The sequence below is a fragment of the Salinicola endophyticus genome, from assembly GCF_040536835.1.
In the GTDB taxonomy this organism is placed as follows: Bacteria; Pseudomonadota; Gammaproteobacteria; order Pseudomonadales; family Halomonadaceae; genus Salinicola; species Salinicola endophyticus_A.
On the sequence record NZ_CP159578.1, the window covers coordinates 1,458,013 to 1,472,980 of the forward strand.

General features: G+C 66.1%; 23 protein-coding genes. 7 read left to right on the plus strand and 16 right to left on the minus strand.

All coding sequences use genetic code 11. The features are described from left to right. Positions 1-427 precede the first annotated feature (427 nt). Both ABV408_RS06560 and ABV408_RS06565 read left to right on the plus strand, forming a co-directional pair. Positions 428-1,195, plus strand: coding sequence for a CDP-alcohol phosphatidyltransferase family protein (locus ABV408_RS06560; protein WP_353981650.1), 768 nt, complete (start codon positions 428-430; stop codon positions 1,193-1,195). 254 nt (positions 1,196-1,449) lie between these two features. Then, the gene (locus ABV408_RS06565) at positions 1,450-2,472 is read left to right on the plus strand and encodes a succinylglutamate desuccinylase/aspartoacylase family protein (protein ID WP_353981651.1); all 1,023 of its coding nucleotides are present in this window, start codon (positions 1,450-1,452) and stop codon (positions 2,470-2,472) included. 7 nt (positions 2,473-2,479) lie between these two features. Here ABV408_RS06565 and dusA read toward each other — a convergent pair whose 3' ends face one another. Beyond that, positions 2,480-3,493: a tRNA dihydrouridine(20/20a) synthase DusA gene (gene dusA, locus ABV408_RS06570; RefSeq protein WP_353981652.1), complete on the minus strand. Its 1,014-nt coding sequence runs from the start codon at positions 3,491-3,493 to the stop codon at positions 2,480-2,482. Positions 3,494-3,632: 139 nt separating this feature from the next. Between dusA and ABV408_RS06575 the strand changes: the two genes are divergently transcribed. Next, entirely contained in the window at positions 3,633-4,661 is a 1,029-nt protein-coding gene (locus ABV408_RS06575; protein ID WP_353981654.1) for a site-specific integrase, read from the plus strand. Here the strand turns inward: ABV408_RS06575 and ABV408_RS06580 are convergent. From ABV408_RS06580 to ABV408_RS06640, 13 genes are read right to left on the minus strand one after another with little or no spacing between them, the layout of a single operon-like run. Then, positions 4,658-4,876 (minus strand): pyocin activator PrtN family protein, encoded by a 219-nt coding sequence (locus ABV408_RS06580; protein ID WP_353981655.1) that lies wholly within the window; start codon positions 4,874-4,876, stop codon positions 4,658-4,660. The genes ABV408_RS06575 and ABV408_RS06580 overlap by 4 nt on opposite strands. After that, the gene (locus ABV408_RS06585; RefSeq protein ID WP_353981656.1) at positions 4,873-5,142 is read right to left on the minus strand and encodes a hypothetical protein; all 270 of its coding nucleotides are present in this window, start codon (positions 5,140-5,142) and stop codon (positions 4,873-4,875) included. The genes ABV408_RS06580 and ABV408_RS06585 overlap by 4 nt, the downstream gene beginning before the upstream one ends. Then, positions 5,139-6,881 carry a DNA cytosine methyltransferase gene (locus ABV408_RS06590; protein WP_353981657.1) on the minus strand — a complete coding sequence of 581 codons (1,743 nt, stop codon included), beginning with the start codon at positions 6,879-6,881 and terminating at the stop codon, positions 5,139-5,141. The genes ABV408_RS06585 and ABV408_RS06590 overlap by 4 nt, the downstream gene beginning before the upstream one ends. After that, positions 6,878-7,135, minus strand: coding sequence for a hypothetical protein (locus tag ABV408_RS06595; protein WP_353981659.1), 258 nt, complete (start codon positions 7,133-7,135; stop codon positions 6,878-6,880). The genes ABV408_RS06590 and ABV408_RS06595 overlap by 4 nt, the downstream gene beginning before the upstream one ends. Then, complete coding sequence (locus ABV408_RS06600) at positions 7,125-7,352, minus strand: TraR/DksA C4-type zinc finger protein (RefSeq protein WP_353981660.1); 228 nt, start codon at positions 7,350-7,352, stop codon at positions 7,125-7,127. Before ABV408_RS06600 ends, ABV408_RS06595 begins: the two co-directional genes overlap by 11 nt. A gap of 1 nt (position 7,353) precedes the next feature. Next, entirely contained in the window at positions 7,354-7,605 is a 252-nt protein-coding gene (locus tag ABV408_RS06605) for a hypothetical protein (RefSeq protein WP_353981661.1), read from the minus strand. 15 nt (positions 7,606-7,620) lie between these two features. Next, positions 7,621-9,963: a replication endonuclease gene (locus ABV408_RS06610; protein ID WP_353981662.1), complete on the minus strand. Its 2,343-nt coding sequence runs from the start codon at positions 9,961-9,963 to the stop codon at positions 7,621-7,623. Beyond that, the gene (locus ABV408_RS06615; protein ID WP_353981663.1) at positions 9,960-10,385 is read right to left on the minus strand and encodes a hypothetical protein; all 426 of its coding nucleotides are present in this window, start codon (positions 10,383-10,385) and stop codon (positions 9,960-9,962) included. The genes ABV408_RS06610 and ABV408_RS06615 overlap by 4 nt, the downstream gene beginning before the upstream one ends. 22 nt (positions 10,386-10,407) lie before the next feature. After that, positions 10,408-10,803, minus strand: a complete 396-nt coding sequence (locus ABV408_RS06620; protein WP_353981664.1) for a hypothetical protein — start codon at positions 10,801-10,803, stop codon at positions 10,408-10,410. 9 nt (positions 10,804-10,812) lie between these two features. After that, the gene (locus tag ABV408_RS06625; RefSeq protein ID WP_353981665.1) at positions 10,813-11,322 is read right to left on the minus strand and encodes an ogr/Delta-like zinc finger family protein; all 510 of its coding nucleotides are present in this window, start codon (positions 11,320-11,322) and stop codon (positions 10,813-10,815) included. Beyond that, a complete protein-coding gene (locus ABV408_RS06630; RefSeq protein ID WP_353981666.1) occupies positions 11,322-11,513 on the minus strand; it encodes a hypothetical protein in 192 nt (63 codons plus the stop codon). Before ABV408_RS06630 ends, ABV408_RS06625 begins: the two co-directional genes overlap by 1 nt. Before the next feature lie 40 nt (positions 11,514-11,553). Beyond that, positions 11,554-11,781 carry a hypothetical protein gene (locus ABV408_RS06635; RefSeq protein ID WP_353981667.1) on the minus strand — a complete coding sequence of 76 codons (228 nt, stop codon included), beginning with the start codon at positions 11,779-11,781 and terminating at the stop codon, positions 11,554-11,556. 17 nt (positions 11,782-11,798) lie between these two features. Beyond that, positions 11,799-12,005, minus strand: a complete 207-nt coding sequence (locus ABV408_RS06640) for a hypothetical protein (protein ID WP_353981668.1) — start codon at positions 12,003-12,005, stop codon at positions 11,799-11,801. 37 nt (positions 12,006-12,042) lie between these two features. Between ABV408_RS06640 and ABV408_RS06645 the strand changes: the two genes are divergently transcribed. From ABV408_RS06645 to ABV408_RS06660, 4 genes are all read left to right on the plus strand, one after another. Beyond that, a complete protein-coding gene (locus tag ABV408_RS06645) occupies positions 12,043-12,333 on the plus strand; it encodes a hypothetical protein (RefSeq protein WP_353981669.1) in 291 nt (96 codons plus the stop codon). 369 nt (positions 12,334-12,702) lie between these two features. Next, on the plus strand, positions 12,703-13,365 hold the full coding sequence (locus ABV408_RS06650; RefSeq protein WP_353981670.1) for a S24 family peptidase: 663 nt from the start codon (positions 12,703-12,705) through the stop codon (positions 13,363-13,365). A gap of 35 nt (positions 13,366-13,400) precedes the next feature. Beyond that, complete coding sequence (locus ABV408_RS06655) at positions 13,401-13,586, plus strand: hypothetical protein (RefSeq protein ID WP_353981671.1); 186 nt, start codon at positions 13,401-13,403, stop codon at positions 13,584-13,586. A 3-nt stretch (positions 13,587-13,589) separates the two neighbouring features. Beyond that, complete coding sequence (locus ABV408_RS06660; protein WP_353981672.1) at positions 13,590-14,249, plus strand: hypothetical protein; 660 nt, start codon at positions 13,590-13,592, stop codon at positions 14,247-14,249. Here ABV408_RS06660 and ABV408_RS06665 read toward each other — a convergent pair. Then, the gene (locus tag ABV408_RS06665; protein ID WP_353981673.1) at positions 14,246-14,671 is read right to left on the minus strand and encodes a thermonuclease family protein; all 426 of its coding nucleotides are present in this window, start codon (positions 14,669-14,671) and stop codon (positions 14,246-14,248) included. The genes ABV408_RS06660 and ABV408_RS06665 overlap by 4 nt on opposite strands. Positions 14,672-14,678: 7 nt before the next feature. Further along, positions 14,679-14,942 carry a hypothetical protein gene (locus ABV408_RS06670; protein ID WP_353981675.1) on the minus strand — a complete coding sequence of 88 codons (264 nt, stop codon included), beginning with the start codon at positions 14,940-14,942 and terminating at the stop codon, positions 14,679-14,681. Positions 14,943-14,968: the final 26 nt, after the last annotated feature.

The window sequence follows — 14,968 nt, forward strand, 5'->3', positions numbered from 1 at the left end:
ATGGCCTTGAGCCGATCTGTAGCGGCTGTCGCTGCGGCCAGGGTGCACGCTACTCGCCTGGGCCAACTTTCTGTTCAATAATTTCTAATGCTTGCCGGGTGCCGAGGCTCACCTCCGTGCGCCGGGCCGTGAATCGGGTGGCAAGTCCGATTAGCGCTGTGCCTCAACGAAACGCCGGGCTGATGAGGGGAGTATGGCAGAGCATGGCAGTTTGTCATTTATACAATAGCTATACACTTTTTTATTTCTGCATCGTTTTTGCCGTATGACGCTACCCGCTGCATACGCTTATCATCGCTGCCATAGCAATACTCGGAGAGCGTTTTCGCGGTCTGGTGGCGGGCCGGCATGGGTGCATCCAGACCTGTACGGCTGACGTATGGATCGAGAGCGACAGGGACGCCGGGAAAGAAGAAGGAGAAACGTCATGGCGGATGGACCGGTAAGGGTGGGCGCGCTGACGCCCAAAAGGCGGCGGGGCTGGTGGGGATGGGTGGACCTGGGCGCCGGACTGGCACTGGTGGCGCTGCTGGTGGAGTGGGTGCACTGGGCCTTTTCCGCGCCGGGCGGGTTGCGCCTCACCGCCGGCGGGGTCTATGTCGCCATTGCCACGGCGGTACTGTGGGCCTGGCCAGCGGCGCGCCAGGGCATCGGTTGGGCCAATCGCATCACGCTGCTGCGCGCGGTCTTTATCGCGCTGGTCGCCGGACTGATCGCCTATCCCGCTTTCATTCAGCGCCACGCCGAGGGCATCGCCGCACTGGCGCTGCTGGCGCTGCTGCTCGACGGTATCGACGGCTGGGTGGCACGTCATACGCACTCGGCGACCCGCTTCGGCGCGCGTTTCGACATGGAGCTCGACGCTTTTTTCATCGTCGTACTGTGTGCGGCGCTGGTGGCGCTGGACAAGGTGGGAAGCTGGGTGCTGGTGATCGGTCTGGCCCGCTACGCCTTCGTCGGTGCCGGGCTCTACTGGCCCTGGCTGCATCGCGAGCTGCCGGTCAGCTATCTGCGCAAGACGGTCTGCGTGTGGCAGGTGGCGACGCTGCTGGCATGCCTGCTGCCGCTGGTGACATCCGCTTGGGCAGTGGCGTTGACCTCACTGGCGGCGGCGCTGCTGGCGCTCTCCTTCGGGCGTGATCTGGTGTGGCTGTGGCGGCGGAGGGGGGCGCCATTGAGCGACAGCGTCTTCTAGACTTTGTACGAAAACTACCTACGCTCGGCAATACGGCGTTAAAAATCGGCTCAAACTGCTCATTTACTCTCCGTAAACTCCACGTTCTTGCCGATTTTTGCCTTGTCTTGCCTTCGCTCGCTGACTTTTCGCGCAAACTCTAGCTCACGACCCAGTCTCCGCCGGCCTCGGGCTCGCCTTGCCCCGCGACTCGCTATAGGATCGGCCCTGCAAGCGATACCGACCCCGCAAGGCTCAACTAGCTAAGGTTTCACATGGTGCAGGAAGCTTTCTCGCTCGGTGGCGAGCGCATCGAACCCGGCACCCGGCGACAGGTGGATCTGCCGGTGGCCAAACTCTATACCCACGCGCCTCTGCACATTCCGGTAGAGATCGTCCACGGCCGGCAGCCCGGGCCGATCCTACTGGTGTGCGGGGCGATCCACGGTGACGAACTCAACGGCGTCGAGATCGTACGCCGGCTGCTCAAGCTGCCGGCGCTGTCGCGTCTGCGCGGTACGCTGATCGCGGTCCCCGTGGTCAATGTCTTCGGCTTCGTGCAGCAGTCGCGCTATCTGCCAGACCGCCGCGATCTCAACCGCTGCTTTCCGGGCAGTGAGAGTGGCTCACTGGGCTCACGGATCGCCGCGCTGCTGCGTGAGGAGGTGGTCGATCGCGCCACCCATATCATCGATCTGCACACCGGGGCGATCCACCGCACCAACCTGCCGCAGATCCGCTCACAGCTGCGCCGTAATGCCGAGACCCAGGCCATGGCCGAGGCTTTCGGCGTGCCGGTGATTCTCAACGCCGAGCTACGTGAGGGGAGCCTGCGTGAGTACGCCCAGAGTCGTGGCGTGCCGGTGCTCACCTACGAAGCGGGGGAGGCGCTGCGTTTCGAAGAGTGGGCGATCGCCCCCGGAGTGCGCGGCATACGGCGGGTGATGCGGCTGATCGGCATGCTGCCGGCCGAAGGGCGGCGGCGCACGCCGCCGGCGGCCGAGGTCGCCAACGGTTCGAGCTGGGCACGCGCGCCGATCGACGGCATTCTGCGTCCGCGGGCACGGCTGGGGGCGCGGGTCGCCAAGGGGGAAGTGCTCGGCGTGGTCGCCGATCCCTTCGGCAACGATGAAGCGCAGGTGGTGGCGAGCGCCGACGGTATCGTCATCGGCATGAGCAATCTGCCGCTGGCCAATGAGGGCGAGGCGCTCTTCCATGTGGCGCGCTATGAGGAGATCGACGAAGTCGAGAGTGCGGTGGAGAGTTTCCAGTCACGCTTCGACACCCCCGGCGCCTGAGCGAGGCTCAGGCGCTTGCGGCCAGGCGTTCTTCGTCGACCAGGCCCAGGGCGTCGTCATAGACCGCAATGCCGGCACCGTCGCGATGGGCGTGCTCGGAGAGATGACGGCGGAAGCGCCGCCCGCCGGGGCAGCCCTGGAACAGCCCCAGCAGATGGCGGGTGACATGGTTGAGCCGTGCCCCCTCGGCCAGGCGTTCGACGATATAGGGGCGGAAGGCGCGCGCGGCCGCATGGCGGCTGGGGGCCGGCCCAGGACGCTGATAGAGCGCCTGATCGACCGCCGCCAGCAGCCACGGATTCTGGTACGCCTCGCGGCCGATCATCACGCTGTCGGCCCCCGCGTCGAGGTGGGCCTGGCAGCTCTCCAGGCTCTTGATGCCGCCATTGATGCCGATGTGCAGCTCGGGATGCTGCGCCTTGAGACGGTAGATCCGGGGATAGTTGAGCGGCGGGACGTCGCGGTTCTCCTTGGGTGAGAGACCCTGCAGCCAGGCCTTGCGGGCATGGATCACGAAGGTCTCGCAGCCCGCCGCCGCGACCTGCTCGACGAAGCGCTCGAGATCGGCGTCCTCATCCTGATCGTCGATACCGATACGGCACTTCACCGTCACCGGGATCGAGACCACCGCGCGCATGGCGGCAACGGCGCGCGCCACCTTCTCGGGGTGGCCCATCAGGCAGGCGCCGATCAGATTGTTCTGCACCCGGTCACTGGGGCAGCCGACATTCAGATTGACCTCGTCATAGCCCCACGCCTGGGCGATCTCGGCGCACGCCGCCAGCTCGCCCGGGTCGCTGCCGCCGAGCTGCAGCGCCAGCGGGTGCTCGCACTCGCTGTAGCCCAGGAAGCGCTCGCGCGGCGAGCCGTGGAGCAGCGCTCCGGTGGTGACCATCTCGGTATAGAGCAGCGTGCGCCGGGTCAGGCAGCGCGCGAAGGCGCGGTAGTCGCGCGTGGTCCAATCCATCATGGGCGCCACTGAAAAGCGGCGGGCGCGGTCTGCGGGGCTTTGAGTCGGCATATCAGGCACTTGCGTTACGCACTACTGTTTAAATATCCACTATTTGATACCATCTAATCCCGCCGATAACCGGGCTCACTGTACCGTGATTGTACCAGTTGGCCCTTGATACCCATTCGAGCGAGCGAGGTGGTACACCATGGCGACTTTTCAGCGGCGAGGCACGCGGTGGCGCGCCATTGTACGGAAGACGGGCCACCCTTCACAGAGTAAGACGTTCTCGACGAAAGCGCGCGCCCAGGCGTGGGCAAAGGAGACCGAGGGGGAAATCGAGAATCGGCAGGCCGGGGCACTGCCGGCGCTGACGATAGGGGATGCGCTGCAGCGCCACCTCGCCCACCTTGAGCGCACGTCGTCGCGGGGCCGCAAGAATCAGACGGCCGTCAATAATCTCTGCCGGGGCCTGGATGCTGAGGCGCTGATCGGTCGACTCGAATATACCGACCTTGCCGAGTATTGTGCGACGCGGATTAACGTCGATGGCGTGAGGCCGGCGACCGTCAAAAGCGACATCATGTTTCTCTCGGGTGCGGTGACGACGTGTGTTGTCGAGGAAGTCCTGCCGGCAACGCTGCAAGTCAAAATGTCGAACTGGCGCAAGGGCCTGCAAAGGTCTGAGCTGATCGGCGACCCTGATTCGCGCGACCGGCGGCCATCGGCCGATGAGCTGGACGAGCTGCTATCGCACACTCGGCACAACAAGGCATTGCGGAGAATTGGTTACCACGCGCTTATCCGCTTCGCCATTGACTCATGCATGCGGCTCGACGAGATATGCTCGCTACGATGGGCCGATCTGGACGAGGCGGCCGGAACGGTGATAGTCCGGCTCAGGAAACACCCGACGAAGCGCACCGACGAGGTGGTGCCGCTGATGGGTGAGAGCCTGGCGATCATTGGCGCGCAGCCGCGAGATGGCGAGCGGATTTTTCCGTTCAATTCTGACTCGGTGTCTAACGGCTTCCGTCGTATCTGCCGATTTCTCGGCATCGAGGATCTGCACTTTCATGACCTGCGGCATGAGGGTATCAGCCGCCTTTTCGAGCGCGGCTATCAGATACAAGAGGTAGCGATGGTATCGGGGCATCGCGACTGGAAGAGCCTCAAGCGCTACGTCAATCTGCGCCCTGGCGAGCTGGTGCGGAAAGAGAGGGCGAGGGGCGCCTAAGCGGCGCTCCCTCGCTGGCTGTCGATGTACTTGGCGGCGTCTGCGACGTGCACCATCGGCTGGCGCGCTGTGCGGGTCAACGCCACCGGAAAGGTGCCTGCGGCGATGCGGTTTCTTGCAGTCTGCAGGCTTACGCCCATGATGTCCTGGCAAAAAACGTCGAGCGGGATGAGCGGCTTTTCGTAGCAAGCCAGCAGCATGAATTCTGTTTTCATTGGTGGTTCTCCCTGGCTCTCCAACGCTGGAATCTGTTCTGGATCATGCGCAGCGTCGCGGCTGCGCTGGGGTTGCCGTCGATCTGCGACCGACTGGCGACGCCGCAAGCGCGGCGCAGCCAGTCGCCGGCGTCTTCCTCGGTGTGTGTTCCGTCCGGCACGTCCGCGCCGAAGCGGGCGCGGGCGCGGGCGCGCTGGTCGAGGTAGCGGCGGAATGCGGGATCTCGGCAGAGCATGCCCGCGGCGCGGGCGTGGTGCTGGCTCATGCCACCCCCTGCGCCAAGCGCTCGGCGGGTCTGTTCAGCTCGCGATAGATGGCCGCCATCGGTAGCGGCGACACCGAGTTGCCGCAGAATTTGACCTGCTTCGACTTCGAGAAGCGGCGGCCGTCGTGGCCGTGCTCGATGATGTAGCTGTCGGGGAGCCCCTGGGCGCGGTAGAGCTCGCGCGGCACCAGCATGCGCAGGCAGATATCGACGATTACGTAGGGCGTGCCCTTGATCCACACAGTGACCAGGGCGAGGCGGTCGCGGGTAGTCACTGTATCTAGCGGCTGTTCTAGATCTCTCGCCGTGCCCTTCCCGTAGTAGTTCACAAGGAACGCCGCGACGCGCAGCGCGCCGGCTTCGTGCTCAGGCGAGAGCGTGCACTCGACCAAACTGTGATGGCCTCCCCCCGCGGTAATCGTAGCGAGAGGTTCGCCCGCTTCCGTGCCAACGCTGTGATGCCGATGCGTCATCAGGTGAGCGGTGACTAGCTGCTGCTGGCTGCCCTTGTTGGTCACCGTGCTGGTCGGTCGGCGCAAGTCGTGCCCGGGCGTTTCGTTGAACCCGCCGTTCATCTGGGCCATGAACGCGGTGGCCAAGGCATGCTTCACGCCGCCGGCGACGACGGTCCCCAGGGGCTGGTCGAGATCGAGCGAGCGCGGTGCTTGGCCGGCACGTTCGCCGTACCCGGTCTGAACCAGAGTCGGCGCAGCCACCGCGAAGCTGCCACCCTTCGGCCAGGCGGTGACCGTGCGCAACGGTTCGCGGATGCTCTGCACCTGGTCGCCGCTGCCGCCATAGTTGGCGATCGGCACGATGAATGGGTCGGCGGCGTCGAGCACGAAGCGGTCGACGCCCTTGGCGATCCGGCGCATGGTAGCGGCGGCCAGCGGCTTTTCGCGGTCGAAGATCGAGCGCGAGGGTATCGACCAGTCGATGCACTCATGAGCGGCGCGGTGACGCTGCTGGCCGCGCTTCGGCTTGGCCGCATGGCTCGGTGCCGGCCAGGTGATCGGCACGCCGTCGCACCGGGCAATCATATAGAGCCGGGCGCGGGTGGTAGGTGCGCCGAAGTCGCAGGCTTTCATCGTGCGCCACTGCACGGCGTAGCCCATGGCGCGCAGGCCATCGACGAAGTGCCGCCAGTTGCGGCCCTTACGGCGTTTGTCGGGCACCAGGAACTGGTTTCCGACCAGGACGCGCTCTCCGGGCTCGGCCACGCGGTTGATTTTCCGTCCGGTTTCGGGGCAGGTGATCGTCTCCAGCGTGACGACGCGGCCGGTGGACTTGTCGCGCTTGGCGACCAGCGGCGACCACTGCAGGATTTGCTCGACGTTCTCAAGCGTGATTTTCGCCGGGCGCACGGTGCCCGCCCACTTGTGCACCACCCACGACAGCGAGCGGATGGCGCGCTTGCGTGACTGGCCGCCGCGGGCCTGGCTGTGGTGAGTGCAGTCAGGCGAAGCGTGCAGATGATTGACCCGGCGACCACGAACGGCGGCCCTGGGATCGACCTCGTAGACGTCGCTCAGGTAGTGCTCTGCATGCCTGTGGTTCGCTTCGTGCATGCTGATCGCATCCGGGTCGTGATTGATCGCGATATGCACCGGGCGCTTGAGCCCCATCTCGATGCCGGTCGATGCACCTCCACCGCCGGAGAACAGGTCGACATTGATACCGTCGTCGAAGTCGAGGCCGTACTGGGTGTGCCAGTCTTTTAGTTGAGTGATGGCATTCATCGCGCGCCCTCGGCTTGACCCAGCAGCCACTCGGCGGCGGGCTTCAGTCGCTCGAACTCTTCCGCCTTGCCCGGCCGCATCGGCCGTTCGCGCAGACGGATTAGGCGTTCGGTCACCAGGGCGACCAGCGTTAGCCGGATGTCCTCTGGGATCGCTGACGGGTCGCGCGGGGCGGCTTGCTCGCTCCGCCCGAAGTGGTGGCGCGCCTTCTCCTGGGTGCGCCGGATCAGGCTTTCTCTATCGTTATCGCACATGGCGGCGCTTCTCTTCTCGGATCGACTGGCAGTCGATACAGGTAGCGGCCCAGGGCGCGGCCGCTCGCCGCGCTGCTGGGATCTCTTCGCCGCATTCCTCGCAGTCCGCCGGCGTGTGCGCGGCGACATGCGTGGCCACCGGCAGCCGGTGGCGCGCTAGAGAGGTGGCGAGGTGGTGCTCGATCGCGGCACCGGCGTTGTCTACTGCGTCAGCCATGTCATTCCTCCCAGTTGTTGAGTTCTTCGTCGGCGGCGGTCTCGGGCTCGACCTGGCCGCCGGCCGGGTACGCCTGGCGCTCGTTCTCGGCCTCGCGCCAGGCGGTGTCCGCTACCTGGCTGGCTGCGTCGTTGCCGACGCCGGTCATGCGGTGGATGCGCAGCGCAAAGCGGCGGCACCATTCGTCGCGGGCCAGCAGGCGCTGGCGTTCCGCATCGCGGGCGGTGGTGTCGATCATTCGTTGGGTCTGCATCGGTCGGTCTCCTGATCAGATGCCGTCGGGGAAATACTCGCCCTGCCACAGCGGCGGGGCGGTGGGTTTGGCGTGCTGCTGGGCTGCTTCGCGCATGTGGCGATGCTCGAGGTCGGCGTTTTCCAGCTCGGCGCGCATCTCTTCGCTCGCTCGCCACTGCTGGTAGCGCTCTACCTGGGCTTCGATCTCCGCGGGCGATAGTTCTCGCGGGGTCAAAATGCCCTTGGGAACGAGGCTTTGGCCGGCCCCCGGGGCGGGGGCCGTACAGTTATTGACACAAGTCCAAGGGTCGGCGGCTGCGCCGCCTCCCGAAAAACCACCCGCCGCCGCACGCTTGGGGCGCACGTCCCAGCGATAGAGGCGGGTGAGGTATTCGGCCGTGCGGCCCTTGCGGTCGGTGACGACCAGCCCCTTGGGCACCTTGATTTCGTCGCCGTAGCGGCCGCGCTCGATGAGCCCACGGTTCACCTCGCCGGTGGCGTGGCTGATGTCGTCGGCGTGGCTGTCCAGGCGGTAGGCGGGGATCGACCACGGCTTGATCGGCTGCAACTTGCGCGGCGCGTTCGGGCCGCCCATCAGCCGCACGAACTGATCCCACTGGCCGGCCAGGGCGGCGGCGCGCACCTGGTGCAGCACCCGGGCGATAGACGCCCGTGGCTGGGTCGCTTCTTCCCACCGGCGCAGTGCGTCCGCTTGCTGATCGGTGAGCCGGCGCACCTCGCGCCACACGGTGACGCTGGGCAGGCCCATGAACTGAAACTGGCGAATCCCCCAGGTAGCCGCCCACGCCTCGATGCGCGGGGCGGAGTCGGCGAGGTCGTGGCCGTAGCGGTCGAGGTTGTCGCCATCGACACCGGCGCGGGTGAACTGCTCGCCGTTGATGTTCTTGCTGATGTACTTGGCCACGTAGCCGGCGGCGGTGCCGCGGGCGCGGTCGATGACCTCGACCTTGAAACGCGCGGTGGTTTTCTGGCCGAAGCGGTCGAACAGCTCTTCCGGCGATTCCGCCTCGGCGTAGCCGCGTAGGGTCTCGGTCACTGCCTCGACATGATCCGGCTGCGCCCACACCAGCAGATGCCAGTGCGGCGTGCCGTCGTGGTGTGGCTCCACCACGCGGATGCCATAGATGCCCAGGCCATCGCGCGCCAGTGAGGCGCGCGCCTTGGCCCACAGCGCCTGCAGATGCTGCTGGGCATCGCGCGGGGTGCTGCCGTCGTACTTTGGATTGCGCTGCGAGCTGGCAGCCAGCACCGGGTGAAAGCGGCTCGGCGTGGTCAGGGTGAAGAACAGCCCGACGTGCCCCAGGCGGTTGGCCTCGACCTCGGTATCGCGAATGCGCAGCATCAGCTCGGCGCGGCGGTGGTCCGGGTTGGCCAGCCCCAGCTCAGCCAGCTCGGCCAGGGTGTAGGTCTGGTCGTCCTGATTGATCGCTTCGAGGGTTTCCAGCAGCGCCCGGTTGCGCACCTTCTGGGCGCGGCGACGCTCGACCGTCAGGTCGCTGCAGTAGATACCGGCGCGCTTGTGCACTCGGCGCGCCTCGCGCATGACCTGCTCGAGACGACGCCCGGCGGCGCGGCGCAGCTTGCGCCGCCACCACTTATCGCAGCCCAGCCGGGCAAGCTGTGCCGCCGGCTTGAGCCGCGGGCTAGGCGGGGCGATACCGTGCAGCCGGGCGCGCTCCCGCGCGCGCCCCAGCGCCAGCTCATCGGCTACCGCGATGGTCATGACCGGCGCGCGCTGCCAACTGAACACCGCGAGCAGCGGGATGGTGGGTAGCGGCGAGGTCAACGGGTTGGGCGCCTGGGCGATCAGCCACGCGAGGTGGCGCGCTTGGGCGGAGATGGACTCGCCGCGCACCGGCGGCAAGCGGCGCGGCGGCGGCAGCAGGCCCAGGCGCAAGCGGCGGTTGTGGCTGGCGATGTTGCCAATGACCGCGTTACGCACATCCTCGACACCCAGGGCCTGCGCCTTGGCGTAGTCGACAAGGGCGTCATCGTCGTGTGTGGCGTTGAGTGAGCCGACCGTGAGGCGTTTCTCGACAGTCGCCAGCCAGTCGCACCCGGCCACCAGCCCCGGCAGGGTGGCGTCGGATTGGCGGCGAATCTCGGCAAACGCCCGGCGCAGATCGTCGGCGATGCTCTCGAAGCGGCGGAACACATGGCCGGGCTCGATCAGCCCGCCGGTATGCCGCGCCAGCCAGCGGTTGCCCGCGGCATTACCGTGGCGCTGGGCGACCTCGACGAAGCCGGCGGCCAGATCCTCGGCCAGCGACGGCAGGCGATCAAAGAACGCCTGACGCCACCGGTGGCACTCGGCGGTGCCGAAGCTGAGGGACTGTTCGATCGCGCTCGCGCTCACTTCGCCCCCTGCTCGATCAGATCCAGCCAGTGGCGCGCGGCGCGGGTGTCGCCGTCATCCAGTGCACGGCGCGCGTTGGCAGCCAGCGCCCGGCTGGGGTGGCTGACCTGGCGCGGCATGAGCTGCCCGCGCAAGCCCTGGGCGTAATGGCTCATCCGGCCGATCGCGGCGCGGATCGCGTCGCGGTCGGTCTGGCTCATGCTCTCGATGCTGCGCAGGGCATCGCGCGCTTCCAGCCCGGCGCTGGCTGCCAGCGCCTTGCGCTCGGCCAGCTTCAAGCCGGCCCACAGCGCGGCGAGGTCTTCATCCGCACAGCGCGCATGTAGCTCGGCGCGCAGCGCGCCGAAACCGGCGCGGCCATCCGGCTGGACGACGGACAGATGCGGCGGGGTGGTGGTGGTGATGTGCTGGGTCGCGGTCATGATCGGCTCCCGTGGGGCTGGGTTACTGGACGGCCGGCAGCGGACGGTGATTGACCACACGCAACGCGCCGCGGTCCCGCGCCAGCTCGCGCGCGGCGAGCAGGTCGCCGACGGTGAACGGGATCGGCGCGCCGCCGGCGGTGCGCAGCACCACCACGTGCTCGGTGCTCGCGCTCAGATCGAGCCACGCCACCTGATTGAGCGATTCCAGCTCGGCGCTGGCGTGCAGCGCGGCCAACTCGGCCCGCGCCTCGGTCATCGCGTGCTCGCTCATCAGATGCCGGGTGCAATCCTCGAGCGCCGCGGCGCGGTCCAGCCCGCGGCAGTGGCGCAGCAGATACGCGGTGGCGGCGTTCTGCGGGTCGAGCTGGGGAGCCCGCTGGGCAGCACGGCCAACGGTGAGGGTGTCGATCGTCATGGGGTCACCTCAGATTTTTTGGGGTTTCAACAGCTCGGAGAAAAAATCGACGGGCGGCTTCATCATCGGCTTGAACTCGTAGGGCAGATGCCCGGCAAGACGCCGCTGATACTCCGGGTTCGGAATGCCGCTGGGGCTGATCGTCTTGTCGACGACGTACTCGCCGATGCCGTGCCAGCCGCAGCCCTCTCGGGTGCACTTCAGGTAGGTCACGCGGTAGTCGCTCAGTAGCTGCTTTGAGGTCCGCACGACACAGCGCGAATGGCACTCGAAGCACTCCCACTGGGGCCGGCTCGAATCGCGGTTTGCCGCGGCCTCGCGGCGGGCGGCGGTCTTGTCGTCTTCGCTCAGCGCCGAGGGCGTGAGCGTTTTCTTGGCCACGTGGGTGGCATTGCCGCACCAACCGCATGCCGGCTCGGTGCACTGCTGGTAGGAGGAGCCGGGCGCGCCCGGCATCAGCCGGGAGTGGCGCAGGCGGCTCGGCGATCCGCACTCGGGGCATGTCCAGAGGTTGCGCATTACCGGTTACCTCGCACCGGTGCCAGATGCCGTGGGCCGGCCGCTCGCCGCGCTGCCTTGCGCATGCGCAGCCGGGTCAGGAACTCGGCAGCCTGGTCCAGCGTGTCTAGCCCTTGCTGCTGGCGTACCGCCTCTAGCAGCCGCTGGGTGTCCGGGTCGATGTCCACGCTCACGCTTTTGTGATGGGGCATGTTCACCTCGATGAGTCATCGGTGGGTCGCGGGTGACGCATCAATGAAGGTTCGCGGCAACGCCGAAATCGCCGACACTGATCGCATCGAATTCATGGATGTCGCGCACGCCCAGGCATTCCAGGGCCTCATTCATGACGAGGTAGCGGAGCTGGGTCGCCAACTGCAGGCCGTTGAGATTGGCCAGGGCTTCCAGCAGCGCGAATTCCGCTTCGCTGAGGTTGACCTGAACCCGTTTGCTCTTGTTGCCGCGGTGAATGGGGTACATGGCTGCGATTCCTTGCGTTACTGGACGGTCTGGTTTGTCGGTTCGGGGCGGGCGCTGGGGTAGTTCTCCAGGCCGCGAAGCATCAGCATTCGCAACGTGCCGGAGAGAGAGCGCATCTCCTGCTCGGCGAGCTGCTCGACACGGGCGCGCTCTTCGGGCGTCACGATGGCCATGATCGGGCAGCTACAGCCGTGGGGAGATTGGCGGCGACGGGTTTGGGTCATGTGTTAAGCTCCTAAAGACGTTTAAAGGGGGTCAGCAATGCAAAGCCGATACATCGATGGTGTTGACGTTCCGAGCTATGACGAGACGCTGACCGAGGCATTGATGGAGGACCTGGCCTGTGATGAAGGCGGCGCCCAAAAGCGGCTGGGCATCGAGAACGACAAGAAAGTCGTCTACCGCGTCTTCACCATGCATGGTCAGTCCGAACTCGACGCGGCGCTTGAGGAACTGGCGCTGATGGACTTCACAGCTGTTCTTCACGCGAGCCATAACTCATCGTCCACGGCTGATTACGACATCCGTCTGCGCCCGCCAGGCGATAGGTGACATGAACGAAACCGCCGATCACGTGCTCCGCTTCTCGCATCGCCCAGGAGAGGGATTCCAGGGTGTCGCAGCGGGCCAAGTGCTTGGCCACGTAGACGTGACCGTGATCGCCCAACAGGTTTGACTCCGGGGGCTGAATCACCTGCACGCTGGTCACATTGATGCCGGTTGGCCTCTCGCGCTGCGGCATGTATGCCGTGCCCTGGAAGAGAGCTAGCTCTTCCTTGCGAAGTCGGCGTCGTTCGCCCAGGGGGCAGGTAGTAGCTGGGGCAGTCATGGCAGTGACTTCCTTTGCGGTTAGATGTTAAAGACTGTAAGACGGAGGATAGGGCTCGCTTTGAATCCCTGTCAACAGGATTGAGGAATTAAATGGATTCTATTGGGAGCCGGTTGCGCGAAGAAAGGCTTCGTCTTGAGCTGACTCAGACCGAAATCGGGGAACGGGCGGGCGTGACCAAAAACACGCAGCGCCTCTACGAGGCAGACCAGAGAAGCCCCAAGGGTGACTATCTGTCCTCTTTGGCGTCGATTGGCGTTGACGTTCAGTTCGTATTGACCGGGATTCGATCGAATCCCGGTGGCGGGGGCATTTCGGATTCTTTCGGTGCCGCAGATGAAGCCCTCTCTGTTCCGCTCTACGACGTTGAAGGGGCGGCTGGTGCTGGGCGCTCGCTGGAGCATGAGACGGTGATCGGGCACTTCCCGCTGACGGCGGAGCTGGTCGCCCAGTTCGGCCTGGCCGACGCGCGGCTCGCCGGCGTGCGCGTGCGCGGCGATTCGATGGAGCCGACCCTGTTCGACGGTGATTGGACGTTCGTCAATCTCGCCGACACCCACTGGATGCCGGGCGGGGTGTTCCTGATCTGGGTGAGCGGCGAGCTACGCATCAAGCGGGTCCAGCGTCTCGCCGGCGGCGCCATGCTGCTGATCAGCGACAACTCCCACTATCAGCCCGAGATGATCCCGCCGGATCGGATGGAGGACGTCGCGGTACTGGGTCGGGTCAGAACGCGCCTGGGCGATATCGCCTAGGGCTCGACGATAAAAAATCTAGCCTTGGAGTCTCTATGTGGTTTGCCGGTGTACTCGTATGCATCGCGATCGCATTCGTGGTCGCAATCAATGCGATGAAAGATCAGAAGCGGAAGGGCAAAGGCGGCTTTTCAAGCTTTGTGATTGGGTGCTTTGCGGGTGGCTTTTTCGGGGCATTCCTACTGGTATTGCTGGGCGTCGCGTACTTGGTGGTTAATTGACGCATGCGGGTGACCTACCTCGGGCCGGCGCTGGTCGTGCGTGACCATCCGGCCATCCAGCACATGCCCGTCAGCGACCTACCGCCGACCTGCTATCTCGCCGAGGTCGTGGCGGGGGCAGGCGTCGATGGGGAGCTGATCGAAGGCGACGTTCTGGTCGCCGACGAGGGGCGCGTCGCTGGCCATGGCGACCTGGTGGTCGCGCGGGACGATGGCGCGCGGCTGTGCGCCTACCGCGCCCACCGGGTGGGTGCCGACCTGCGCCTGGTACCGGTCGGCGGCGGGGCGCCGGTGATGGCCTCGCGCGTGTCCGCCACGGCCGTGGTGGTGCGGCGGGCTCGCCACCCCAGCGGCGATGGCGAGCCCGTGGAAGGCATCGACCAGACGCTTGTCGATGCCTTCGCGCCCTGGTTCTCGCTGCCGACGTGGAGCACGCCGAGCCCGGCGGACGCCCGGCGGTTTCATGACTGCTGCCGCGACTACCTGCAGGACCACGGCGCTCAGGTTCAGGCCGAGGGCTTCGCCGAGTCGCTGCGCGGGGCGATCCGCCGGCGCCACGGCGGGCGGTGGGATGACTACTGTGAGCGCGCGCTACAGCACCGCGCGCAGTGCGCCGAGGCGATCAGCGAATATCTACACGACACGCAGCAAGCGCTGCGCTAGTCACACCACCCCTGGCGGGTGCCGCCCTGATAGGGCCGACCCAGCCCGGCGGCGATCAGCGCGGTGGCCAGGTCCTGGCCATCCGCGACCACCTTGGCCACAAGCCGGAAATACTTTCCGCGGTCGATCTCCTTCAGCTCGATGTGCTGGGCGCCGCGTAGCGTGGCTACGGTGAACTGCTTGGCTTGGCGCGCCAGCCGCTTCTCGCGCTCGCAGTGCCCCCGCATCTCTGGGGTATCCACCCCACGCACGCGGATCGGCACACGCTCGCCGATGATGGGCGGGCATCCGTCGATGTCGGCACGGAAGGTGTCGCCGTCGTAGATGCTGGTCACCCGCGCCACGCTGGCGCTGCCGTAGTCGGCCAGGGCGGGCGTAGCGATCATGACGGCGAGTAGCGTGACGATGATCCGGCGCTTCATAGATTCCTCACTCTGAGCCTTTGGCCATTCTCCACACGCGCGGGCCGACGCCCACCGGCAGCGCGGCCCCGATCAGAAAGCAGTGGTGCCCGGGGGTGCTCGCATCGCTCCACGGGTAGTCGCCCAGCGTGCAGCGGCCCGAGTAGATCCGGCCATTCCAGACCGAGTGATACTCAATGCGGTCGTAATGGGGCGGTGAGTGCTTGAATCGGTCGATCCAGCCGCGCTCGATCATCTGCTCGAGCCAGCGGGTATGGGCGGGGTCTTGCATGGCGGCGTCACTTTTTACTGTTTGTA